Annotated in this window: 21 protein-coding genes; all 21 read right to left on the bottom strand. The window is 66.5% G+C overall.

The genetic code is table 11. The features are described from left to right. Window positions 1–4 precede the first annotated feature (4 nt). The 21 genes from U1708_RS04740 to nirB all read right to left on the bottom strand — a co-directional run bounded on the left by U1708_RS04740 (window position 5) and on the right by nirB (window position 24,489). Entirely contained in the window at window positions 5–934 is a 930-nt protein-coding gene (locus tag U1708_RS04740; protein WP_332743241.1) for a response regulator, read from the bottom strand. Next, window positions 921–2,348 (bottom strand): ATP-binding response regulator, encoded by a 1,428-nt coding sequence (locus U1708_RS04735; RefSeq protein WP_332743240.1) that lies wholly within the window; start codon window positions 2,346–2,348, stop codon window positions 921–923. Before U1708_RS04735 ends, U1708_RS04740 begins: the two co-directional genes overlap by 14 nt. Further along, window positions 2,345–4,132 carry an allophanate hydrolase gene (gene atzF, locus U1708_RS04730; RefSeq protein WP_332743580.1) on the bottom strand — a complete coding sequence of 596 codons (1,788 nt, stop codon included), beginning with the start codon at window positions 4,130–4,132 and terminating at the stop codon, window positions 2,345–2,347. The genes U1708_RS04735 and atzF overlap by 4 nt, the downstream gene beginning before the upstream one ends. Further along, window positions 4,132–7,743: an urea carboxylase gene (gene uca / locus U1708_RS04725; RefSeq protein ID WP_332743239.1), complete on the bottom strand. Its 3,612-nt coding sequence runs from the start codon at window positions 7,741–7,743 to the stop codon at window positions 4,132–4,134. Before uca ends, atzF begins: the two co-directional genes overlap by 1 nt. Continuing rightward, on the bottom strand, window positions 7,740–8,363 hold the full coding sequence (locus U1708_RS04720) for an urea amidolyase associated protein UAAP2 (protein WP_332743238.1): 624 nt from the start codon (window positions 8,361–8,363) through the stop codon (window positions 7,740–7,742). Before U1708_RS04720 ends, uca begins: the two co-directional genes overlap by 4 nt. A gap of 9 nt (window positions 8,364–8,372) precedes the next feature. Further along, the gene (locus U1708_RS04715) at window positions 8,373–9,182 is read right to left on the bottom strand and encodes an urea amidolyase associated protein UAAP1 (RefSeq protein WP_332743236.1); all 810 of its coding nucleotides are present in this window, start codon (window positions 9,180–9,182) and stop codon (window positions 8,373–8,375) included. Beyond that, entirely contained in the window at window positions 9,179–9,985 is an 807-nt protein-coding gene (locus U1708_RS04710) for an ABC transporter ATP-binding protein (RefSeq protein WP_332743233.1), read from the bottom strand. Before U1708_RS04710 ends, U1708_RS04715 begins: the two co-directional genes overlap by 4 nt. Beyond that, entirely contained in the window at window positions 9,982–10,800 is an 819-nt protein-coding gene (locus U1708_RS04705) for an ABC transporter permease (protein WP_332743231.1), read from the bottom strand. The genes U1708_RS04710 and U1708_RS04705 overlap by 4 nt, the downstream gene beginning before the upstream one ends. Window positions 10,801–10,966: 166 nt before the next feature. Next, a complete protein-coding gene (locus U1708_RS04700; protein WP_332743229.1) occupies window positions 10,967–12,061 on the bottom strand; it encodes a putative urea ABC transporter substrate-binding protein in 1,095 nt (364 codons plus the stop codon). 160 nt (window positions 12,062–12,221) lie between these two features. After that, complete coding sequence (locus tag U1708_RS04695; protein WP_443029941.1) at window positions 12,222–13,229, bottom strand: LysR family transcriptional regulator; 1,008 nt, start codon at window positions 13,227–13,229, stop codon at window positions 12,222–12,224. 33 nt (window positions 13,230–13,262) lie between these two features. Further along, a complete protein-coding gene (locus U1708_RS04690; protein WP_332743227.1) occupies window positions 13,263–13,943 on the bottom strand; it encodes a hypothetical protein in 681 nt (226 codons plus the stop codon). Further along, window positions 13,940–14,944: a sterol desaturase family protein gene (locus U1708_RS04685; protein WP_332743225.1), complete on the bottom strand. Its 1,005-nt coding sequence runs from the start codon at window positions 14,942–14,944 to the stop codon at window positions 13,940–13,942. The genes U1708_RS04690 and U1708_RS04685 overlap by 4 nt, the downstream gene beginning before the upstream one ends. 122 nt (window positions 14,945–15,066) lie before the next feature. After that, window positions 15,067–16,116 (bottom strand): FUSC family protein, encoded by a 1,050-nt coding sequence (locus U1708_RS04680; RefSeq protein ID WP_332743223.1) that lies wholly within the window; start codon window positions 16,114–16,116, stop codon window positions 15,067–15,069. Window positions 16,117–16,224: 108 nt separating this feature from the next. Further along, window positions 16,225–16,629 (bottom strand): hypothetical protein, encoded by a 405-nt coding sequence (locus tag U1708_RS04675; protein WP_332743221.1) that lies wholly within the window; start codon window positions 16,627–16,629, stop codon window positions 16,225–16,227. Continuing rightward, entirely contained in the window at window positions 16,622–16,912 is a 291-nt protein-coding gene (locus U1708_RS04670) for an I78 family peptidase inhibitor (protein ID WP_307085349.1), read from the bottom strand. The genes U1708_RS04675 and U1708_RS04670 overlap by 8 nt, the downstream gene beginning before the upstream one ends. A gap of 138 nt (window positions 16,913–17,050) precedes the next feature. After that, complete coding sequence (locus U1708_RS04665) at window positions 17,051–17,563, bottom strand: DUF6438 domain-containing protein (protein WP_332743217.1); 513 nt, start codon at window positions 17,561–17,563, stop codon at window positions 17,051–17,053. Window positions 17,564–17,608: 45 nt separating this feature from the next. Beyond that, window positions 17,609–18,001 (bottom strand): barstar family protein, encoded by a 393-nt coding sequence (locus tag U1708_RS04660; protein WP_332743215.1) that lies wholly within the window; start codon window positions 17,999–18,001, stop codon window positions 17,609–17,611. A gap of 61 nt (window positions 18,002–18,062) precedes the next feature. Continuing rightward, on the bottom strand, window positions 18,063–18,968 hold the full coding sequence (gene cobA, locus U1708_RS04655) for a uroporphyrinogen-III C-methyltransferase (RefSeq protein WP_332743213.1): 906 nt from the start codon (window positions 18,966–18,968) through the stop codon (window positions 18,063–18,065). Then, on the bottom strand, window positions 18,958–21,552 hold the full coding sequence (locus U1708_RS04650) for a molybdopterin-dependent oxidoreductase (protein ID WP_332743211.1): 2,595 nt from the start codon (window positions 21,550–21,552) through the stop codon (window positions 18,958–18,960). Before U1708_RS04650 ends, cobA begins: the two co-directional genes overlap by 11 nt. A gap of 115 nt (window positions 21,553–21,667) precedes the next feature. Beyond that, window positions 21,668–22,006, bottom strand: a complete 339-nt coding sequence (gene nirD, locus U1708_RS04645) for a nitrite reductase small subunit NirD (RefSeq protein ID WP_332743209.1) — start codon at window positions 22,004–22,006, stop codon at window positions 21,668–21,670. Next, complete coding sequence (nirB, locus tag U1708_RS04640) at window positions 22,003–24,489, bottom strand: nitrite reductase large subunit NirB (RefSeq protein WP_332743207.1); 2,487 nt, start codon at window positions 24,487–24,489, stop codon at window positions 22,003–22,005. The genes nirD and nirB overlap by 4 nt, the downstream gene beginning before the upstream one ends. Window positions 24,490–24,517: the final 28 nt, after the last annotated feature.

The following is a 24,517-nucleotide window of genomic DNA, read 5'->3' as shown; positions in this document are numbered from 1 at the left end:
CGACCTATCGCGTCAGCGTGGTGACGGCGATCGCCGTCGCCGACGCACGGTTCTCCACGCCCATCTTCTCGAAGATCTGTTCGAGATGCTTGTTCACGGTGCGGGGACTGATCTCGAGGATCTCGCTGACCTCGCGGTTCTGCTTGCCGCGGCTGATCCAGAGCAGGACTTCCGCCTCGCGCGAGGTGAGGCCGTGCTGGGCGGCCAGCATCGCCTGTTCCTCGCCTTCGTGGCGCTCGGTCAGGCGAAACACCCACTGGTCCGCGGCGGTGTTGCGCAGCAGGCCTGCTTCCAGCGTGCGATCGCCGGCATCGACCGTGATGAAGGCGCCCGGCATCGGCGGGCGCGCCTGCAATACGCGGAGCGCCGCGAGGAAGGGCTCGGGCAGCCCGCCGGACGCGCAGGACCAGCCGGGAAACAGCCGTTCGAGCATCGCGCTCGCGGCCGGGGTTAGCCATTGGGGCTCGCCGCTCCCGTCGACCGCCAGCGCGGGCCGGCCACTCATGTCGAGTGCGAGCTGGCTGCCATGCGCGACGCGCGCGGTGGCCAGATGAACCCGGATGCGCGCGAGAAGCTCCTCGATCACGATCGGCTTGCTGACGAAGTCGATGCCGCCAGCGTTGAGCCCGCGGACGACGTGCTCGGTCTCGGTCAGCCCGGTCATGAAGATGATCGGCAGATGCTGGAACGCCGGAATGGCCTTGATCCGCAGGGTCGTCTCGAACCCGTCGAGATTGGGCATCACCGCGTCCATCAGGATCAGGTCGGGTGTGATGTTCTTCAACAGCGCGAGCGCGGCGAGCCCGTCGATCGCGATCAGGACGGTCATCCCGGCGCTCTCGATGGTCGTGGTCAGGAACCGCAACGCCTCGGGCGTGTCGTCGACGACCAGGATGACCGGCCGTGTTGCGTTTCCGGGTTCAACGCGCTGCATCGTCGAGCGTCTTCTGTAGCGAGGCGAGATCGAGGTCGCTCGACTGGCGCCGGAGCACCGCGACCAAGGGGGCAGCGGTCGGTATCGTCTGCTCGAACATATCGAGTGCGCTTTCCAACCCGCGGAGGTGACCGATCTTCGCAAGGTCCCGCAAGCGATCGAGGAAGGGCAGGGCCGCCGTGGGCAGGGGGGCGGATTCCGCGGGCGTCTCGGGTATGTCGGGGACCGCTGCCTCGTCCCAGCGCAAGTCAAGCTGCGTGCCGATCAGCGTGATCAGCGCGTCGAGTTCGACCGGCTTCGTCACGAACGCATTATGGTTGCTTCGGCTCTCGCCCCCGATGTGCAGTTCATGCACGTCGGCGGACACCATTACGATCCGCAGCGCCGCGCCGTGCGTCGCGCGCAGCCGGGCCGCGACTTCCCATCCGCTCATCCCGGGCATCTGGATGTCGAGCAGCACGATATCGGCGGGGATGCGTTCGGCCAGCAGGAGCCCCTCCGTTCCATTCGCCGCGGTATGCACGACGAAACCCAGCGCGGCGAGCAGCGCCTGGAGGATGGCGCGCTGGGCGGGATCGTCGTCGATCACGAGCACGGTCCGCGGGGGTCCCGCATAGCCGGTGATCCTCGCACCCTGTACGGTCGCGCGCGACGGGACCATCGGGGCGGGCAGCATGATGCGGAAGCGAAAACTGCTTCCGACTCCCGGCTTGCTTTCCACGGCGATGTCGCCGCCCAGTACGCTGGCAAGCACGCGTGTGATGGCCAGCCCAAGCCCGATGCCCGGCTGACTTTGCGCCTCCGCGGAGTTGCCGCGCTCGAACGGTTCGAACACGCGGTCGAGGTCGCCCGCGGCGATGCCGATGCCGGTATCGCGGACCTCGATATCGGCGACCTGGCTGCGATAGCGGACCTTGACGGCGACGCTGCCCGACTGGGTGTATTTGATCGCGTTGGAGACGAGGTTGATGAGGATTTGGCGCAGGCGCTTTTCGTCCGTCTTCACCTGCGCGGGCAGCCGGTCGTCGATTTCGAGCGTCAGCGCCAGGCCCTTGGCGGCGGCCTGCATCCGGAACATGTCGACGATGTGGTCGAACAGCGGGCGGATGTCGATCAGGTCCGAGCGGATCGTCAGGACGCCGCTCTCGATCCGCGAGATTTCGAGCAGCCCTTCGACGAGATTGGTGACGTGTTCGGCGGAGCGACGGATGATCGTCCCGACTTCCGCGCCCGACAACGTGTCGTCGCGTTCCAGCAGCTGTGCATAGCCGTAGATGACGTTGAGGGGCGAACGGATCTCATGGCTGACCGCGACGAGGTAACGGGTCTTCGCCTCGTTGGCGGCCTCGGCCGAGACCTTGGCGCGCTGAAGCTCGGCCAGGGTCGCCGCATGGGAAGCGTTCGCCGGGGTCATGACCCGCTTGGACGTGAGAGCGTGTCGATATAGGCGCGCCAGCCGCCCAGCGCGGTGATGTCCTCGGCACCGACGATCGCGCGCGGCTCGGCGACGAAGCCCTTGACGACCGATCCGTCGGCGAGCGTCACCGAGCCGATCGCAAGAGGTGCCGGGACCTCGACAACGAAGCTGCCGAATGCCGCGACGTCTAGTTCATAGACTTCCACCGCGATCGCGGCGCCGTCGTCTTCGCCGACATGAATCAGCGCAGGCTTGGGCGGCGTGGAGTTGGCCATTGCGTACAGGCGGTAGGCCGGTGCGGTGGTGGTGGCACTGACCAGCCGCGCCTCGCGGGATGTTAGCTGCCAGTGGAGCGGCATGCCTTCGAGGTGGGCGCCGACGACGGCGAGTTTCACGGTTTCCATACTATCCTCGATGTTTAGGGGTGGGGGTGGGGGAAGTGCGGCGGCGGCGAGATAGGCCTCGCCCGCGTCGAGCAGGCCCTGGTCGGTCCAGGCGGGGGCGATCAGCGTGATCCCGAAGCCGGTCCCGTTGTCGCGCCAACCCGCGGGAAGGGCGAGCGCGGCCATGTCGAGCAGGTTGACGAAGTTGGTGTAGAGCCCGAGGTTGCTGTTGAGCGCGATCGGTGCCGCGCGCATCTCGGCGATGCGGTAGATCGTCGGCGTGGTCGGCAGCGCTAGCAGGTCGATGTCCTGCCACATCGCGTCCGCGATCCGCTGAAGCGCGGCGAGCCGATACTGGCCCTCGAACACGTCTACGCCGCTGACGGAACGTCCGGATTCCATGATCGAGCGCACGGTAGGGTCGATCGCCTCGGGGTGCGTATCGAGCAGCGGTTGGGCTGCAGCGGTGCGTTCCGCCACCCAGGGGCCGCCGTAGAGCAGCATCGCCGCCTCGCGCAGCGGCGCCATGTCCACTTCGACCAGTTCGGCATCGCCCGCGGCCAGCGTCGCCAGTGCCTGTTCGTACAGGCGGGCGGCGGTGGCATCGCCGAGGAAGATGCGTTGGTCCGGCGCGGGTACGCCGATCCGACGGGTGGCGACGCGGCGGTCCTCAAGCGGGCGCGAATAGGGATCTGCGGAATCGAAGCCGGCCAGCACCGTGTCGATCGCGCGCGCGGCCGCTGTCGAGTGCGCTAGCACGGTGATGCAGTCGATCGTGCGGCATGCCGGTACCAGGCCGGTGGTGCTCCAGCGGCCCTTGGTCGGTTTCATGCCGACCAAACCGTTGAACGCGGCGGGGACGCGGCCTGAGCCTGCGGTGTCGGTGCCGAGCGCGAACGCCACCAGTCCGGCCGCGACCGCGACTGCCGAGCCGGAACTGGATCCGCCGCTTACATAGGCACGATTGAACACGCAGGCGGGCGCGCCGTAGGGGCTGCGGGTGCCGTTGAGCCCGGTCGCGAACTGGTCAAGGTTGGTCTTGCCCATCGGGATCGCGCCGGCGGCGATCAGGCGTTCGACCACCTCCGCCGACACGGTCGGCCTATAGGCGAAGTTGGGGCAAGCCGCGGTGGTCGGCACGCCGGCGAGATCGATATTGTCCTTGATCGCGAACGGCACGCCGGCGAGCGGCAGTACCTCGCCCGCGGCGATCCGTGCGTCGACGCGGCTTGCGTATTCCAGGACATCGGCGTCGGCGATGCGGGTGATCCACACCGCGGGCTGGATCGCGGCGTAGGCATCGATGCGGGCGAGCGCGGCTTGGGCGACGCTGACCGCATCGGTGCGCCCGGAGGCGACGGCGGCGGCGATGGCACCGACTTCGAACGGTTCGTCCATCATGCCACCTCCACCGCGAGCATTGCACCGCCGGGTGAGAGCGGTTGCCGTTCCTGGACGTAGATGCGGCGTATCGTACCGGTAACGGGGCTGATCACGGGCGATTCCATCTTCATCGCCTCGATGATGCCGATCGTGTCGCCCTCCGTCACTTCGGCCCCTACGGCGACCAGTAGTTTCCACAGGCTGCCGCCGAACGGGGCCTCCACCAATTCGCAGCCTTCGGGCAGGTCGATCTCGGCGGTGCCGGCACCAGCGTCCGCTTCCTCGGTCAACGCTGCGACACGGTCGAATTCGCCGTTGCGCTCCCAGTCGGCACGCTCCTCGTCGAATGCCGCCTGGCGCTGTGCCTGGAATGCGGTGATCGATGGCGCGTTTTCGGTTAGGAAGGCGCGGTATTCGGAGAGGCGGAACACCTCTTCCTCGATCCGGATCGCGCGTCGGCCGAGCGGGAAATCGCGGCGCCATTCGGTCAGTTCGTCGTGGCTGACCGGGAAGAAGCGGATGCGGTCGAAGAAGCGCAACAGCCAGGGCTTGCCGTCACGAAACGCATCGGTCTGGCGCCAGGCGTTCCACACCTGGATGGTGCGGCCGAACAGCTGGTATCCGCCGGGCCCCTCCATGCCGTAGATGCACATATACGCGCCGCCGATGCCGACGACGTTGGGCGGAGTCCATGTGCGCGCTGGGTTATATTTGGTGGTGACGAGGCGGTGCCGCGGGTCGATCGGGGTCGCCACCGGTGCGCCGAGATAGACGTCGCCGAGGCCCATGACGAGGTACTCGGCATCGAACACGATCCGCTGCACGTCGTCGATGCTGTCGAGCCCGTTCACGCGGCGGATGAACTCGATATTGTCGGGACACCACGGTGCATCGTCGCGCACCGATTCCATGTATTTGTCGATCGTCTGGTAGATCGCCGGGTCTTTCCACGACAACGGCAGATAGACGACGCGCGAGGGGATCTCGAAATCGTCGAGGCCACCGAGCCGCTCCTCGGCCTCGGCAAGCGCATCGAGCAGCGCAGCCAGGGATAGTTGTCGGCTGTCGTAGTGGATCTGGAGGGAGCGGATGCCCGGGGTCACGTCAATGATACCGGCGAGCGCGGCCTTTTCGACTTCGAGCATCAGTGCGTGAACACGGAGCCGGAGTTCGAGATCGAGCATGATCGGGCCGTATTCGACCAGCAGGTTGCGATCGCCCTGCTGGCGATAGGTGACCGCCGGACGTACGCCCTGCGCTTCGATCGATCGCAGGATCGGCGAGCCGAGATGGTCGCCTGTCTCCACCGGTGGGAGCGGCGTGGCGAGCGTGGCGACGAGCCGGTCCTGCGCCTGCTCGGCCGCCACCGCCGTCGCATTGTCGATCGGCGCGAAGCGCACGCTGTCGCCCGGCGCGAGCTGGCCGACCTTCCATAGGTCCGCCTGCGCGACCACGAACGGACAGACGAAGCCGCCGAGCGAGGGACCGTCCGGGCCGAGGATGATCGGCATGTCGCCGGTGAAGTCGACCGCGCCGATCGCATAGGCATTGTCGTGGATGTTAGACGGGTGCAGCCCCGCCTCGCCGCCGTCCTTGCGCGCCCAATGCGGCTTGGGGCCGAGCAGGCGTATGCCTGTGCGGTTGGAGTTGTAGTGAACCTTCCACGCCGTGCTGCGCAGCATCGCGATGTCGTTGGCCGTGAAGAAATCGGGTGCGCCGTGCGGCCCGTAGAGGACGGCGAGCGTCCATTCGCGGGTGATCGCGGGGCGGTCGGCTAGCGCGAGCGTTGCCGCCGGCGCGCGGGCGGGATCGGTTCGGGCCAGATGCAGCGTGTCGCCGGTCATCACCGCGCGCCCGGCATGGCCGCCGAACTCGCCCAGCGTGAACGCGCTGCGGCTGCCGAGGAATAGCGGCACGTCGAGTCCGCCGGCGATCGCGATATAGCCGCGCATACCGCCACCGGTGACGCGCCCGATCTTTAGGATCTGGCCCGCCACAATGTCGATCGGTTCGTAGCAGGACACTGACGTGCCATCGACGACTGCACCGAAATCGGCGCCGGTCAGGCAGATTCGGGTGGCGACGTTGAAGAGCAATGTCGGCCCGGCAGCGGTGATCTCCAGTCCCGCCGTGTCTTCCGCGTTGCCGAGCAGTCGGTTGCCGAGGCGGAAGGCGAGTGCGTCCATCGGGCCTGAAGGTGGTACGCCGACGTCCCACAGGCCGAGCCGGCCGGGGTAATCCTGGACCGTGGTAGAGGCACCGCCTGCCAGCACGCGGATCGACCGTGGCGTATAGGCGATGTCGGCGAGCGCGCGGGTCGAGACCTCTCCGCTGGTGAACACGGGCGAGCGTACGACGGTGCGTAGCCAGTCGAGGTTGGTCTCGATCCCGGCGATCGACGTGGCGTCGAGCGCGTCCTGCATCGCCTGCACCGCGGCGTCGCGGGTCGGGGCGGTGACGATCAGCTTGGCGAGCATCGGATCGTACCAGCTCGATACCTCGGTGCCAGCGGCGATCCAGCTGTCGACGCGAGGACCTTCGGGGAACGATACGCCGACCAGCCGGCCCGAGCTGGGCCGGTAATCCTGCGCGGGATCCTCGGCATAGAGGCGGACCTGGATCGATGCGCCGACCGGCTTCGCCTCGAAACCGTCGAGGAAGGCGAAGTCGTCGGCCGCGCCGCGCACCATCCATTCGACGAGATCGACGCCGGTAACCTGTTCGGTGACGCCGTGCTCGACCTGGAGCCGCGTGTTGACCTCTAGGAAGAAGAAGTCGTCGCGTTCGGCGTCGTAGAGGAATTCTACCGTGCCTGCCGAGCGGTAAGCGGCGGCGGCGGTGAGCCGGACCGCGGCGTCGATCAGCGCCTGGCGCGTGGCGGCGGGGAGCAGCGGGGCGGGGGTTTCCTCGACGACCTTCTGGTTGCGGCGTTGGAGCGAGCAATCGCGTTCGCCGAGCGCTACGACGTGACCTGCGCCGTCGCCGAACACCTGCACTTCGATATGCCGTGCACGGGCGACGTAGCGTTCGAGGAATACGCCGCCGTCGCCGAAATTGCCTGCGCCGAGGCGGGCTACGGTCGCGAACCCTTCGCGGATGTCGGCTTCGTCGGCGCAGACCTTCATCCCGATGCCGCCGCCGCCAGCGGTTGCCTTCAGGATCACGGGATAGCCGATCCGCGCTGCCGCCTCGACCGCGGCGGCTTCGTCCTGGAGCAGGTCGGTGCCGGGCGCGAGCGGCACGCCCTGCGCGGCGGCGAGATCGCGCGCGGTGTGCTTCAGCCCGAAGGCGCGGATGTTGTCGGGGGTCGGACCGATGAACGCGATGCCGCGCGCGGCGCAGGCCTCGGCGAAGGCGGTGTTTTCCGAGAGGAAGCCGTAGCCGGGGTGGATCGCCTCGGCGCCAGTTGCCTCCGCGGCGGCCAGGATCGCCTCGACGTTCAGATAGCTTTCCGCGGCCGGTGCGGGGCCGATCCGGATCGCTTCGTCCGCCTGGGCGACATGCGCGGAGCCGGCATCGGCGTCGCTGAACACCGCGACGGAGCCCACGCCCATCGTCTTCAGCGTGCGGATGATACGGCAGGCTATCGCGCCGCGATTGGCGATCAGGACCTTTTTGAACATCATGCCGACACCAGCATGCGCACCGGCGTGGGGTTGAAGCCGTTGCAAGGGTTGTTGACCTGCGGGCAATTGGACACGACCACGATCACGTCCATCTCCGCGCGCAGGTCGACGGTCAGTCCGGGCGCGGAGATGCCGTCGACGATGCCGAGCGTGCCGTCCGCCTCGACCGGCACGTTCATGAAGAAGTTGATGTTCGAGACCATGTCGCGCTTGCCGCGGCCCGCGCGGATATTGGCGTCGAGGAAATTGTCGACGCAGCTATGCTGGGCCTTCGTGTGATGGCCGTAGCGCAGCGTGTTGGACTCGCACGAGCAGGCGCCACCGATCGTGTCGTGATAGGCGACGCTGGTGCCGGTGATCGTCATCATCGGCCGACCTTCGTTCGAGAGTAGCAACGCGCCTTCGCGAAGGAACAGGTTGCGCTGCGCCGCGATCGTGTCCTGCGCGCTGTAGCGTTCGGCGTCGTCAGCGGCAGCGTACATCAGGAAATCGACCGCCTGATTGCCTTCGAGATCGACGATGCGCAGCGTTTCACCGGCGGCGATGCGGTGCATCCAGGGTGCGCGGGCGGGGACGATCTCGTCGTGGCGGATGGTACCGGGGAGGGGGGAAGTGGTCATGTCGGTCCTTCAGCGCGCGTAAAGATCTTCGGTGTTGAGGAAGGCGCGGAGCCCTTCCGGCGTCGCGGTGCGTACAGGGTCGTCCTCGGCGGCCGGCTCGCCACGCCACGCCGTCGCGCGCAGTGGCGTCACACTGAAGTCGGTGCGGGTGTCGAGCACATGCGGGCAGTTGGCGAGCACGACGATCAGCTCCATTTCCGCGCGCAGGACGAGCGTCCGGCCGGGCGGAAAGGGGCCGGTCTCGGGCAGGGTGGCGCCGTCCTCCGCGATCCGGACGCCCTTGAACCAGTTGATGCAGGGGTGGACGTCCTTGCGACCGAGCCCGTGCCTGGCGACACCCAGCATGAAGCGGTCGCGCGCGTTCGGATGCTCGCCGTAATTCTTCCCGTCGCCATAAGCGCGCGCGTTGGATGCCTCGTTCGAGGCGCCGCAAAATGCGTCATGCGTGCCGGCGTCATCCTGCAGGATGGTCATCATCACGCGGCCCATGTCCGACAGCAGCAGCCGGCCCGCACCGAGATAGCCGTTCCACTGCACCTTGAGCGTATCGGCGACGTTCAGCCGCTCGGTCGGCGTCTCGGCGTTGAAGACCAGCATCGAGGCGCAGGCGTCGCCGGCGACGTCGATCAACCGCAGGCGTGTGCCGCGGGCGATCCGGCGCGACGTATAGCCCGCAGGCGCGATCGTCTCTTCCCACACGGTTTCTCCGGGCGCGTCGAGGGCGGCGGCGGGGAGGGTGGGCATGGCCTCCACCCGGGTCCCCGTCATCGCGCGAGCGTGATCGCGGGCGCCGTACGGATCGGCGGTGGTAGTCGTCATGCGATGGGTCTCCGTAGAAGATCGGGCCGTGGAAGGTCTGTGCTGCCGATCGCGTCGACCAGCGCTTGCGGTGGCAGCGTCTTGCGATCGAGCGGCAGGTCGTAGGTGGTAGTGGCGCCGAAGCGGTGCGGCGCGTGCGGATCGTGGCGACGCTTGTCGAAGGCGAGCACGCGCGTGCCGAGCTTGAACGCCTCGCCGATGTCGTGCGTCACCATCACGATGGTGAGCCCGCGTTCCTGCCAGAGGCGGGTGATGAGCGCGTGCATGTCGAGGCGGATGCCCGGATCGAGCGCGCCGAACGGCTCGTCGAGCAGCAGGATGCGGGGATGCTTGACGAGCGCTTGGGCAATCGCCAGCCGCTGCTGCATGCCGCCCGACATTTGCGCGGGGTAGACATCCAGGCTGTGTTCGAGACCGACCGCGGCGAGCATCTCGACCGCGGTTTCGCGTGCGGCGCGGCGCTGTGCACCGAACAGGCGCGCGGCAAAGGGGGCCTGCGCGCATTCGATCCCGAACATCACGTTGCGTAAGGCCGTGAGATGCGGGAACACCGAATAGCGCTGGAACACGACGCCGCGATCGGGGCCGCATTCGGCGCGCATCGGTTGGCCGTCGAGCAGAACCTGGCCGCGGCTCGGCGCCTCCTGGCCGAGGATCAGGCGGAGGAAGGTGCTCTTGCCGGCACCCGACGGGCCTACCACCGCGACGAAGCTGCGCTCGGCGATCTCGAGCGAGACGCGTTCGAGGACGATCTTATCGCCATATTCGACCCAGATGTTGCGCATTTCTAGAAGCGGGCTCACCGGCCGGCTCCGTGGGCCCAGGGGAAGCCGCGGCGGCTGACGAACAGCAGCAGCGCGTCGGCCGCGATCGCGAGCAGCGAGATCCAGGCGACGTACGGAAGAATGATGTCCATCGCGAAATAGCGTCGAACCAGGAAGATCCGGTAGCCGAGCCCGACATCGGAAGCGACCGCTTCCGACGCGATCAGGAACACCCAGGCGGGCCCCATCGACAGCCGCAGCGCCTCGATCAGGCGCGGCATCAACTGCGGCAGTGCAACGCGGATCGCCAATTGCCAGCTGTTGGCGCCAAGCGTCTGCGCCTTGACCGATTGCTCGACCGGCAGGGTCGCGACGAAGCTCGTCAGGTCGCGCGTCATGAATGGCGCGATGCCGATCGCGATCAACGCGATCTTCGACGCTTCGTCGAGCCCGAGTACGATGAACAGGATCGGCAGTACCGCGACCGGCGGAATGACCGCGATCACCGCGACCGTTGGACCGAGAATGGCGCGCGCGAGCGACATGACGCCGAGCAGCAGGCCCAGGACCAGCGCGCTCGCGGTCGCGATGGCTAGGCCGATACCGAGGCGATACAGGCTCGCCAGCGTGTCGGCGACGAGGATGATGCGATCGGTCGACGCGTCGCGATCAGTGGTGAAGCTGCGAATGGCCTGCGCCATCGCCTCGAAGGTCGGCAACACCTTGTCGGCGGGATTGTCGAGGTGGCGCGCCTCGGAGGCGAGCAGATAGACGAACAGCAGCGCCACGATCGGCAGCGCGCCGAGCAGCAATCTTGCCCCGCGTCCGAGGCGAATGTCGACGAGCCGGGTCAACGCAGATGCCCTGTCGCAACGCTCCGGTCGCACCGATCGCGAGGACTGTTGGAATGGTTTGGCAGCACGCTCATCTCATCCCCAAATTCGCGCATGCGGGTGGCACGCTGCTCCGTTCGTCGAAACGGCTGTTCCGACGTTGCCTGTTCATCCTGTCAGCGCGAGGCTAGAGCTTCCCGTCCGCCGCCAGCTTCATGTAGCTCGGGTCGAACCGCAGCTTCACGTTCTTGGTATCGCCGAGCGTCTTGCCGCCGGCGAAGGTGATGCCGATCGTATCGACGGACTTCGCGCTCGGACCGAACAGGCCGTGCGCGAAGCTGAACTGACGGACCCGGTCGGTCACCGTGATCAGGTCCGGGTTCTCCGCATAGGCGACCGCGTCCTGCGGCTTCGCGTACAGGTGCGTTGTCTTGAGCTGTTCGTCGAAACTCGCCTCGGTCGTGCCCGCGGCCTTCGCCATGGTGGCGCGCGCGGCGCGGCCTGCGGCGTCGTTGCGGGTCATGATCGCCATCGTCTCGTACCAGATGCCGGCGAGCGCCTTGCCGAGGTTCGGGTTGGCCTTGAGCGTCGCGGTGCTGACGTTGAGCGTGTCGAGAATTTCGTTGGGGATCTTCGAGCTGTCGAAGACCTGCGTCGCGCCCGGCGTCGCGCGGATCGTCGACAGCTGCGGATTCCAGGTTACGACCGCATTCACGCTCGGGGAGGCGAACGCACCGACGATGTCGGCGTCGCCGGTGTTCACCGTCTTTACGTCCGCGAGCTTCATGCCGCTCAGTTCCAGACCGCGCGCGAGCAGGAAATGCGACACGGACAGTTCGACGAGCTTGACCGAGCGCCTCTTGATGTCCGCCATCGTCCGGCCGTTCTTGAGCACCACGCCGTCATTGCCGTCGGAATAATCGCCGATCAGCAGCACGGTGGTATCCTTGCCCCCCGCCGCCGGAATGGTCAGCGCATCCATCGTCGTGCAGACCACGCCGTCTAACTTGCCCGCGGCGTATTGGTTGACGGATTCGACATAGTCGTTGACCTGGACCAGCCGGATCTGGATGCCGTATTTATCGGCCCATTTCTTTACGATCCCGGACTGTTGCGCATAAGCCCAGGGCATCCACCCGGTGTAGATCGACCAGCCGATCGCGAAGTCCTTCTTCACGACACCGGCGCCGGTCGCGGATCCCGACGGCTTGCTGCCGCAACCGCCTAGCGCGAGCAGCACAGCGACGGCGGCAACGCCATTCAGCCACGGTCGAGACACCATCAAGCAAACCCCTTAGCCACCTGATGATCCCAGCGCGCCGCTGCCCTCTTTCAGGAGAGGGAACAGGAACGGCGGATGCGGGCATCATCCTTGGGTAACGTTGGCCCGCCGGGGATCATCAATGAAGAGGTAAAATGCTGATGAAAGGCATAGGCTGCATCTATGCCCTGCGTTGTGCACGATGGCGTCGGGTCACTTCGTCGAGAAACAATTGGGTTGCGGTATCGCGTGACGGATCGGCTCGCGCGAGCAGGAAGATGTCGTAGGCGGGCTCGGCGTCGGCGTGGAGCAGTGGCCATAGCCGGCCCTTGGCGACCGCATCCGCCGCGGCGAGTACGGGCAAGAAACCGATGCCGACGCCCAGGGTAATCAGCCGTGCCGCCTCGTTGATGTCCTCGGCGTGACCCGTCGCCTTGGTGCCGAGACGATAGCGACGACGCAGGCGGGTGATGGTGTCGAGTTCGTCGTCGCCGGTGAGCACGAACCCCTCGTCCTTCAGTTCGCCCAGTCGGTCGACCCGGTGTCCGAAAAGAGGGTGGCTGCGCGCGCAATAGAGTTGCTGGCGTTCGACGAATAGCGGTTCGTAGACGAGGCTGCTTCTTGGGTTGCTGTCGTAGCCGACGCCGATCTCGGCATCGCCTTGCTCCAGCGCGTTGAGAACGGCGCGCCAAGGCGAGACGCGAATCTCGATATGGATGTTGGGGTTGCGGCGGTGGAAGCTGACGATCGCCTCGTCGAATTCGGTCGAGGTCACCGCCGAGATAAGCTGGATACGGACGATGCCCTCGACGCGCTTGGTGGCCTGCGCGACCTGATGCGGAACCATCCGCGCCGCTTCGAGCATCTCCTCGCACAGCCCGAGAAGCGCCGTGCCGGCTGCCGTCATCTCGACGCCGGACGATGATCGCTTGAGCAACTCGACGCCGACCTGGTCCTCCAGCCGTTTCAGCGCTGCGCTGATGCTCGGTTGCTGCTTGTTCAATTTGCGCGCGGCTGCGCCGATCCCGCCCGCCCGAACGATCTCGACGAAGGTGCGCAACAGGTTCCAGTCGACCCGGCTCGCGAAGGTCTTGTCAGGCAGGATCGCGTTATCGTCCAAACACTCGGCTCCCGGATTGTCCGGGCGCACCTTTAGCTGCGTGTCGTTCTTGCGCAACGCGTGCGGCATGCGCCGTCCGCGTTGCGATGCGGGTCCAATCCGCTAGGTGCCCAGCAGGCTCTTTCGGAACAGCGCCTTGATCCGGCGATCTTCGAGAATGCGGCCGACGGCATACAGCGCGGCGAAAATGCCTGCGAAGACATAGCCCGGTGTAGGCGACGGCTTCTTGTCGTCCTCGTCCTTCTTGCCCTTCTTTTTGGGCGGGTCAGGCTCGGGAGCGCCCAGCGCCTTGTCGATCGGGTTCAGGACCACTGGCGGCTTCTTGACCTCGGGCTTCTTGCCCTTGGCCTCGGTCCTCGCCTTTTCGAACTTGCCGAGGACGATCGTCGCCTGGGCGAAGGCGAGAAACAACAGCGGCGCGAGGAAGCAGAACAGCAGCGCGCGGCTGGCCAGGCGGTATCGCAACATCAGGCCGGGTGCGTCCTGTTCGATCCGTAGAACGCCGCCGTCGAACACCGCCATCTTGTCCTGTGCGGCCTGGATTTCCTTGCGGAACGACAGCGTGTCACCTGTTCGTTCGCGGGTCGTCCCGGTCTGGCGGAAGAGTGGGTCGAGCCGTTCGAACGCGTCGTCGACGGACTGCCCCGGCGCGAGTGGGAGGCTTCCCTCCACGTGCCAGATTCCGTCGATAAAGCGCCGATACACCGAGTATCCCAGAGATGCGCGTGGTGCCGTCGCATCGAATGCCGTAGCCCGGTCTGCAGTCGGAGCGGCTCCGGTCATTCTGCCGGCACCATCGGAGCGGGCGCCATCGACCCAATCGACCGCCGCCCGAACCGTTCCTTGATCGACTTCCACCCTTCGGTGAAGGTGTAGGTCATCGTCTCGCGGACCGACATTGGGCGTCCGCCTTCCATGCCAAGCAATTCGGCTTCGCCGTCGACGCAGGTCCCGAACACGCGGTCGATGATGACCCAGGTGTTGGAATAATTGCTCCGGCTCGCCTCGTAATCCTGCGAATGATGCACGCTGTGATGCTCGGTCGTGTTGAACAGGAAGCGCCACCAGCGCGGCGAATTGAAGCGGACGTTGATGTGCTGGTAGGTCCCGACCGCCAGCCCGAAGGACCCAGCGAGCAGCGCGGCCCGCGGTACGAAATCGAAGAACCCACCGACGCCGAGACCGATCAGGAACAGCTCGACCGGATTACCGACGGCACCCTTGTTGATGTTGAGCTGGGTGATGTAGTGATGCGGCGCATGTGCCAGCCACAGCGGATGCCAGTTGTGCATGCCGCGGTGCATCCAATATTGCCCGAAATCGAACACGAGCGAGATCATCAGTGCCTGCACCAGCAGCGGCAGGCCGGTGAACCAAGCGAACTTTTCCCAGTCGAACGAGTGCTGGATCGCCTCGATCATCGGACCGTCGCCGATATAGCCGTCGATCATGCGCAGGACGGTGTAGCCGAGGCCGACGTAGAACAGGTCGGTGGTCAGTTCCTTCCACGTCAGTCGCCAGCTTTCATGCCGCGGCGTCAGCCATTCGAGGCCAAGCAGCAGCATTTTGAAACCGATACCGATGCCGATCGCGGTCGATGCCTTGGCGATCGAATTGGGCGCGTAGAACCAGAACGCTATCAGCGCGAACAGCATCGTCGGCTGGAACCAGGTGAAGAAGAACTGCTTTGCCGGGCCGCCCTGTACCTTCGGGATATTCTCCCAGCCCACGATGACGGGTGCCTGTGCCCCGATCACTCTCTTGCCGACGCGAACTCCGCTCATAGTATCCCCGCGATGCCAAGTTTCTACGAGGAAGATGCCCCAGATTGCGCGGGGGCGTCATACGTCATCGGACGTATATCGACGGAGTTTGGGTGGCGGTTTGGAGGCTTGGGAGCGCTACGTTATCGATCGACGCTGCGCGGCGGCGCCCGGTCGGCGGCCGGCCCTTTCTTCGGCGCGATCTCGTCGACGCGTCCGGCGAGGTCCAGCAGGTCGCGGTGCAGTCGTCCGGCGGCAAAGGCGAGGCCGAATACGCGTCCCGATGCTTCGAAATCCAGGGTCGCCGCGGCATCACTTCGGCGGAACACATCCAGTGCGGTGCCGAACGTGCGATAACAGGTCTCGACATCGCCTCGATCGACCGTCCCGCCGTTGCGAAGCGCTGCGGAGCACCGTGCTGCGAGTGCCGCGTGAGCCGTCAGCATCGCCGCGGACGGTCGTGCCAGCGCAGCCAACGCCGCCTGCGGAAGGGGTTCGTCCAGTGCGCGACCGCTCAGCACCAGATCGTTGCGGATCCGCCAGAGCGTGCGCGGTACGGACGCAGGAATGCCGTGATCGGCGAGCCGCGATGCGCGTTCCCTGTCGGCATCCTTCATCGCAAGCTCGACCGCGGCCAGCGCCTGCCGGAGCGCGCCATGTTGAGGGGACGAGGGGAGCGCCAGCCCGGCCGTCAGCGCATCCCCCTGAGCACGCAGCATCGCTTCGATATGGCTGAGGACCGCCAACGTGCGTGCGATCACGACGCCGTGCGACCGTGCCGGCAGGATCAGCATCGCCGCGAGCACGCCGATCACACCGCCAAGGCCGATCTCGATGATCCGATCGCGGACGAACAGTTCCACCGGCGCACCGGGTGGAGCGCTGAGCAACATGATCGCGGCCGTTACCGGCGCGATCCGTAATCGCGGCCGGATCGACGCGACCAGTGCGGCGATGCCGGTGACCGTCACAAGCACCAGCCCGAGTTCCACCGTGTCGGTCCGACCGAGTGCGGCGCCGATGCCGCCAAGGACCGCGCCCAACAAAGTTCCCAAGAGGCGATCCGTCGCCGCGCCGAGCGTCCCCCCGATCGATGCCTGCATCACGATCAGCACCGTGAAGACCGCCCAATACCCCTCGTGCAAGCCAAGCGTCTTGTACGCCGCGAACGCCGCCGCCGTCGCGGCGATCACGCGGACCGTCTGACGCAGGCTGTCCGCGTTCGCCGTGATGACGGCGCGAGGCTGGAACTCGAGTGTCAGCGCGTCCTCCTTCGACCTAATGTACGCACCTATGCAGTGTCATCGCCCGCCCTGAAAAGCGAATGTGAAGCGGTACGGCGGCGATGTCCGATGATGCTCGGCTGTCGACCGGGGTGGCGTCGCCGTCACCAAGGTCAAGCTGCCGTCGGCGACGTCGACGGGTTTACCGAGCGTGAGGTCGAGCTGCCGCGTCCATCCGCCGCCCAATACCGTCACGCGCACCACCAGGCGGCCGGCCCAGACGCATTGCACGTCGGTTGGACAGCGGCTGTCTTCGATGACGCGCTCGGGGCGCACCCTCGGCCCGTCGACGGACGCGATCTGGCCCAGGCGGACCGGTCCCTCGATCGGGCCGGCAGCGGTACAGCCGGCAAGGATCGATACAGCTACCGCGAGAACGGTCGTCTTCACCGGTTCGGACATCGCCGACAAACGCTTAGCCACAATAGGCGGAAACCACCCGGCCTTCCGCCACCGTCACGGTGATGCGTTCCTGCCGATAGTCCTTCGTCGTGCTGTCCCCAGGGGCAATCCGCCTGAGTATCGTGCTTCCGGTCCGACGCAAGATGCTCGCATCGTCGGGCGCCGCCAGTCCGACCAGCGCCTTGGCGGCCTCCACGTTGCAGGTCGCCGGTTCAGCGCTGGCGATCGTACCCGTAGAGGCGCAGGCACCGAGACCGATCAGTCCCAACATCACCGCAACCGTGCCCATCATATTGGTCTTCATCGTCGTACCTCCGTCATGTCAGAACGACCTGCGGGGTAACAGGCCGAAGCTGAACGATAGACGTTGCCGTCAGCGCAAAGCCTTGGTTTACTGTTCATACGTTCCCCATGGCCTCGACGGTTCGCGTGTCTGAGAATGTCAACGCTCGCCGATAAACGCGGCGATCGGCAGCGCTTGCGGGGCGCTGCGCAAGGCCTCGGCGAGCGTGCGGTGCGCGTCGCGATCGCAACCATAGTCATATACCAGGTGACCCGCGCTATTCGGGCCGGTCCACGTCACGTCGGCCGAGGGCAGGTCGGACGCATATGTCTTGCAAGAGTCCGGGCCAGTCAGCCGTAGTTCGCCGACGGGCAGATAGGGCTGGAGCCGGCCGAAGAACTCGGCGACCTGCTGCTGCGTCGCCGTGAAGCGGCGTTCGCCTATGGCGGCGGTGTGACGGACGCCGGTGAAGACGCCCGCGCCGTCGAGACCGATGGTCACGGTATAGACGGGGCACGTTCCGTGGCATGGCGTCGTGGCATAGGTCACCCGATCGATCTGTGGTGCGGCGGTCGCGGCTGTTTGCGGCCCATTCTCACGCCCGGTCGTGGCACATCCGCTCAACGCAAGCGCTGCTGCCGTCATCCATCCCATCGATCGCATCGCCCGCATCGTCAATTCCTTCAATATCACTGTCGTCGACCTAGACTCATGTCGTCACGCGGCCACAAGCTCGATGTTCGGATGATCGGCGATTATTTCGAGGACGATGTCGAAATAGGTTTGCCCGACGCCGCGTTCGAGTGCGTCGAGTTGCTGCGCGATAACGCCGATATTGAAAACATCGGGTCGTTGCAGCTTTTCTTCGAGGAACTCGCGGGTCGTCTCCATGCCGAGCGTCGACGCGCTATTTGCCATGTCCTGCCAGACGAGCCGGATCGGCTCTCGCCCCTTGATCGCGCCGTACCCGCCATACAGCAGGTCGTTCAACGCATCGAGGCTGTTCGCCAGCTTCCAGTCCTCGTCGGCCATGAAAACGCGATTTATCTCGGCGTAGAAGCGTGGAATGTCGTGGATATTCTGCCCGATAATCGTCAACGTTTTTACCATCGGAGGGCAAGCCTTGCTCACGTTGGAGTTCGAATGCGCTGTTTCAGCCTGTAGGATACCATCAAGACTTCTCCGCGACGTCGACCATTGCGTCAAATTGACCTGCGCAACTGTGCGGCAGCGCATCCGCAGCGCTCGGGGGCATGGCGACGGTCATCACGTATCGTCCGATACGCTTCGTTCGGCTGGCGGCAAAGTCCCTGTACTGCGTATGCGTATCCGCAGCGCCGACCGGCGATGGTTTGATTGCTTCGCCGATCAGCAATAGTGACGGATCGTCGTCGCTGATCGTCTCGACCAGGAAGGCGAGCGCCGACAGGCGGCCGCGGAGGATGCGTTCGGTCGGGAGCGAGACGTTGACCGCGACCATCACCGGCGTGTCGGGTGCGCGGCCCGCGGTGATCAGGTTGCAAGCGACTTCGCCGGCGGCGGCGCGGCCCATGTAGACGGCGAGCGTCGCATCGGGTGCGGCGAGCGCGGTCCAGTCGAGATCGAGCGCTTCACCAGCGCGGGCGTGCGCGGTGACGAAGGTGAGTTTGCGCGCGAGGCCGCGTAGCGTCAGCGAGGCGCCGGCCGATGCGGCGGCGGCGCTGGCGGCGGTGATGCCGGGGCAGATGCGGACCGGTATGCCGTGGGCGGCGAGGTGGTCGATCTCCTCGGTCGAGCGGCCGAAGATCGACGGGTCACCACCCTTGAGACGGACGACGCGCTTGCCGGCGAGCGCGGCGGTGGCGATCAGCACGTTAATTGATGCCTGGTCCTTCGAATGGCGGCCGGACCTTTTTCCGACGCTCACTATCTCGGTGCCGGCCGTAATTAGTGCGAGGACGCCAGTCCCGACCAGCGCGTCGTAGAAGACGATATCCGCCGCCGCGATCAGCCGTTCGGCCTTGCACGTCAGCAGGTCGGGATCGCCGGGGCCGGCACCGACCAGCCAGACCGAACCGGGCGGAAAATCATGCGACATGGGCTGATCCTTGCGTGACGAGGAGTTTGGCGAGGGCAGGGCGGCACGATCCGCAATTGGTGCCGGCTTTCAAGGCCGCGCCGATCGCGGGGACGTCGGCGAGATGCTGCTCGGCGATCGCAGCGAGGATGGTCTTCAGCCCGACGTCGAAGCACGCACAGACGATCGGCCCGCGGTCGACCTGCACGCCCGGTGCTCGGCCGGCGAGCAACGTCGGGGCGGCAACGTCCTCGCTCAGTTGTGCCACGAGCCAGTCGCGGGGCGGGAGTGTGCCGTCACGCGTCACGAACACGACGGCAGCGAGCCTGCCGCCCTGAAGGATAGCAATCCGGCGGCTCCCGCGGGCAGAGTCGATCGCCTCAATCCGCTCGCCTTTGGGCAGCAGCGCGTCGAGTGCGTCGGCGTCGCCATTGCCCGCCATGTCCCACGCCGTTCCACCCGGTACCGCGACACGCGTCGCCCACAGGCAGTCCGGTCGGCTTACCAGTTCACCGCGAACGACGACGAAGCCGCGCCACTCGGTCGCAACCGGCTCGATCCGCACGGGGGTCGATTTGAAGCCCGGCTGGCCCGAGATCGGATCGGCGAGCGGGCGGGGGAGCAGGCCGGTCCGCCCGCCGGTCGCGGTGCGGTCGGTCCAGTGGATCGGCACGAACAGCTCGCCGATCCGCTGCGTCGGGGCGACGCTCGCGCGGAAGACGCTGTCGCCCTGCGGCGTCGTCACGCGCGCGAGGCCGCCTTCGACGATCCCCAGCCGTGTCGCGTCGTCGGGGTGGATCTCGACCAGCGGTTCCTCGCGGTGCCGAGCCAGCTTGGGCGACAAGCCGGTGCGAGTCATCGTGTGCCACTGGTCGCGGTAACGCCCGGTGTTGAGCGTCATCGGCCAATTCGCGAGCGGGGCGGCGACCGGCTTCTGCACGACCTGCACCAGCCGCGCGCGGCCGTCGGGCGTCGGGAAACGCCCATCCGCGAAAGGTGTCCCACCCCAGCGAAACGGAGTCATCGCGTCATACTCCGCATTGCCCTTTGCCGCATGACCGGGGAGGGCGAACAGCCGCGCGCCGTCATTCTCATACGCCGACAACCGGCAATGCTCGCGCCAGATCTCGGCCGGGCGATCATAGGGAAACGCCGTCTTCCACCCCATCCGCCGCGCGACCTGCGAGACGATCCACCAATCGGACTTCGCCTCGCCGGGCGCCGCCAGAAACGCGCGCTGGCGGCTGATCGTGCGGTCGGAATTGGTGACGGTGCCGTCCTTCTCGCCCCACGCCGCGGCGGGCAGGCGGACATGCGCGTGGAGCGAGGTGTCGGTCGTCTCGATCACGTCGGACACGACGACGAACGGGCAATCCGCCAACGCCTCGCGGACTCGGCCGGCGTCGGGCATCGACACCGCGGGGTTGGTCGCCATCACCCACAGCGCCTTGATCCGGCCGTTGCCGAGTTCGCGGAACAGGTCGACCGCCTTCAGCCCTGGCTTGGTCGCCGTGTTCGGCGCGGCCCAGAACCGGGCGACGCGAGCAACATTTTCGGGTGCGAAGTCCATATGCGCGGCAAGCGACGATGCGAGCCCGCCGACTTCGCGCCCGCCCATCGCGTTGGGCTGGCCGGTGATCGAGAAGGGGGCCGCACCCGGCTTGCCGATCCGCCCGGTCGCGAGGTGCAGGTTGGTGATCGCGTTGACCTGATCGGTGCCCGACAGCGACTGGTTCACGCCCTGGCTGAACATGGTGACGGTCTTCGGCGTCGCGGCGAACAGTTCGTAGAAGCGCCTGAGGTCTTGAGGCGGCACGTCGCAGATACGGGCGACGGACCAAAGGTCGCTGCCCTCGCCAAGCTGGTCCCAGAACGCGTCGGGCGTTGCGACATGCGCGGCAAGATAGTCGTGATCGATCACGCCCGCGTCGCGGCACCACGTCAGCAACCCGTTCAACAGCGCGACGTCGGTGCCTGGCCTGATCGCGAGGTGCAGGTCGGCCTCGTCTGCGGTCTCGGTCCGGCGCGGGTCGATGACGACCAGTTTCGCGCCGGCATCGCATCGTGCACGGATACGTTGATAGACGATCGGGTGGCACCAGCCGGTGTTCGATCCGACCAGCACGATCAGGTCGGCGGCGTCGAGATCGTCGTAGCTCGCCGGCACGATATCCTCGCCGAACGCGCGATTGTGCCCAGCGACCGCGCTGGCCATGCAGAGCCGCGAATTGGTGTCGATGTTCGCCGAGCCGATGAAGCCCTTCATCAGCTTGTTGGCGACGTAATAATCCTCGGTCAGCAATTGCCCGGAGACGTAGAACGCGACGCTGTTCGGCCCGTGCTGCGCGATCGTGTCGCGGAAGCGTTTGGCGACGAGGTCGAGCGCCTTGTCCCAGGATACGCGGCGCTGGCCGATCATCGGTGTGAGGAGGCGGCCTTCGAGGCTGACGGTTTCGCCGAGATGCGTGCCCTTTGAGCAGAGCTTGCCGGTGTTGGCGGGGTGGTCGGGGTCGCCCGTGATCGTGACGGTTCGCTCGCCGGTCGGTTTGGCGAGAATGCCGCAGCCGACCCCGCAATAGGCGCACGTCGTGCGAACGGCCGCCATTAGCCCTCTCCCCTTCGGGGAGAGGGTTGGGTGAGGGGGAGTTGGGACGAACGGCACGCGCCCCAACCCCTCACCCCGGCCCTCTCCCCGAAGGGGAGAGGGAGCAGTGGCGCAATCATGCGGCGGCTCTCATCGTCGATGTGCGGCACAGCAGCACCCGGCCACCGCTCACCTTCACCGGGATCACCGGCGTACACCCCTTGTCCTCGCCCAGCGCCTCGCCCGTATCCAACGCGATCCGCCAGTTATGCAGCGGGCACGCCACCGCGCCGCCGTGCACGATCCCCTGCGACAGTCGCCCGCCCTTGTGCGGACAGCGATCGGCGAGCGCGAAGACCTTGCCGTCGCCGGTGCGGAAGACCGCGATGTCGTCGCCACCAGTGACCTGCACCGTGCGGCTGCCGCGGACCGGGATCTCGTCGACCCAGCCGATATCGAGCCATTCGCCGATCATGCCATTTCCCTGGTTGCGTCGATGGGGGTGAAGCGCGCCATCGGCGCATGCTGTTCGCGGTGCTCGCCCGCCGCGCGTGCCGCCCAGGGATCGTCCTGCGTGAACTGCTGCGAGAACAGGAACCGCGCCGCCAGCGCATCGCGACCCTCGGGATCCTCGGCGATGCGTTGGCGGATATAGGCCACGCCGATCCGCTCGATCCACGGCGCGGTGCGCTCCAGATAGCGGGCTTCCTCGCGGTATAATTGGATGAACGCGGCGCAATAGTGCATCGCCTCCTCCTCGGTCGCGACCTTGCACAGGAAGTCGGTCGCGCGGACCTTGATCCCGCCATTGCCGCCGACCGACAGCTCGTAGCCGCTGTCGACGCAGACCACGCCGAAATCCTTGATTGTGGCTTCGGCACAATTGCGCGGACAGCCGCTGACCGCGATCTTGAACTTGTGCGGCATCCAACTGCCCCAGGTCATCCGCTCGACCTTGACGCCGAGCCCGGTCGAATCCTGCGTCCCGAACCGGCACCAGTCGGAGCCGACGCAGGTCTTCACGGTCCGCAGCGACTTGCCATACGCGTGCCCGCTGACCATCCCGGCGGCGTTGAGATCGGCCCACACCGCGGGCAGGTCCTCCTTCTTGATGCCAAAGATGTCGAGCCGCTGGCCGCCCGTTACCTTGACCATCGGCGCGTCGTATTTCTCGACGACATCGGCGATCGCGCGCAACTCGCGCGGGTTGGTGAGCCCGCCCCACATCCGCGGCACGACCGAATAGGTGCCGTCCTTCTGGATGTTGGCGTGCAGCCGTTCGTTGACGAACCGGCTCTGCTGGTCGTCCTTGTACTCGCCCGGCAGCGCGCAGAGCAGATAGTAATTGAGCGCAGGGCGGCACGACGAACACCCGTCGGGCGTCGACCAGCTCATCTTCTGCATGACTTCGGGGATTGAGCGCATGCCCTGCGCGACGATCTCGCGGCGGACGTCGTCGTGGCCGAAGCTGGTGCATTTGCACACCGTCTTCACCGCACGTTCGCCCGAATACTCGTCGCCGAGCGTGACCGCGAGCAGCGTCTCGACGAGGCCGGTGCACGACCCGCACGATGCCGACGCCTTGCAGGTCGCGCGGACCGCGTCGAGCGTCGCGTTGCCGGCGCCGATGCACGCCACGACCTTGCCCTTGGTGACGCCATTGCAGCCGCAGATCTCCGCATCGTCGGAGAGCGCCGCAACGGCCGCCTTAGGGTCCGCCTGCGCCCCTCCCGAGGCGAAGGACTGGCCGAAGATCAGCATGTCGCGGATGGGGGCGATGTCTTCCGCCCGCTTGAGCAGGTCGAAATACCAGCCGCCGTCGGTCGTGTCGCCGTACAGCACCGCGCCGACGATCCGGTCGTCCTTGACCACGACGCGCTTGTAGATGCCGCGCGACGCATCGCGCAGGACGATGTCCTCCGCGCCGGCACCGCCCGAGAAGTCGCCCGCCGAGAACACGTCGAGCCCGGCGACCTTCAGCTTGGTCGAGGTCACCGATCCGCGATAGCCGCTGTGACTGTCGGTCAGCCCGTCGGCGAGCGCGCGACACATGTCCCACAGCGGCGCGACGAGGCCGTAGACGTTGCCGTCATGCTCGACGCATTCGCCGACCGCGAGGATCGACGGGTCGCTGGTCACCATGTGGTCGTCGACCTTGATCCCGCGGCCGATCTCTAGCCCGGCGTCGCGCGCGAGCGCCACCGAGGGACGGATGCCGACCGCCATGACGACGAGGCTCGCGGGGATCAACGTACCGTCCTTGAGCAGCACGCCCTCGACATGGGTATCGCCGACGATCTCGGCGGTGTTCGCTTCGGTGAGGATGACTTGCCCGCGGGCTTCCAGCGCCGACTTCAGCAACCAACCCGCTGCCTCGTCGAGCTGGCGTTCCATCAGCGTCGGCATCAGGTGGATCACCGTCACCTTCATGCCGCGCAACGTGAGCCCGTGCGCCGCCTCAAGCCCGAGCAGCCCGCCGCCGATCACCACCGCCGCGCCGCCTTTTCCGGCAGCCTCCAGCATATGATCCACGTCCGCCATGTCGCGGAACGAGATGACGCCGGGTAGATCCTTGCCGGGGACGGGAATGATGAACGGATCGGAGCCGGTCGCGATCAGCAGTTTGTCGTACGACACCGTCAGCCCCGACCGCGTGGTGACGGTCTTAGCGGCGCGGTCGATCGCCTGCACCGGATCGCTCGTCACCAGCTCGATCGTGTTGGTCGCGTACCAGGCATGATCGTTGATGATGATCTGCTCGAACGTCTTCTCGCCTGCCAGCACCGGCGACAGCATGATGCGGTTGTAGTTCACATGCGGCTCGGCGCCGAAGATCGTCACGCGGTAGCGGGTCGGGTCGCGCGCGATCAGCTCCTCGACCGCGCGACAGCCGGCCATGCCGTTGCCGATCACGACGAGATGCTGGCGGGTGTCGGGGTTAATGTTTTGGTGTTCCATCAGATCGTCCAGTCGCGTTGGAGCCGGG

Origin of the sequence: Sphingomonas arabinosi, from assembly GCF_036663715.1 — a bacterium.
GTDB lineage: Bacteria > Pseudomonadota > Alphaproteobacteria > Sphingomonadales > Sphingomonadaceae > Sphingomonas.
This window is presented reverse-complemented; position numbering and strand designations above follow the sequence as displayed.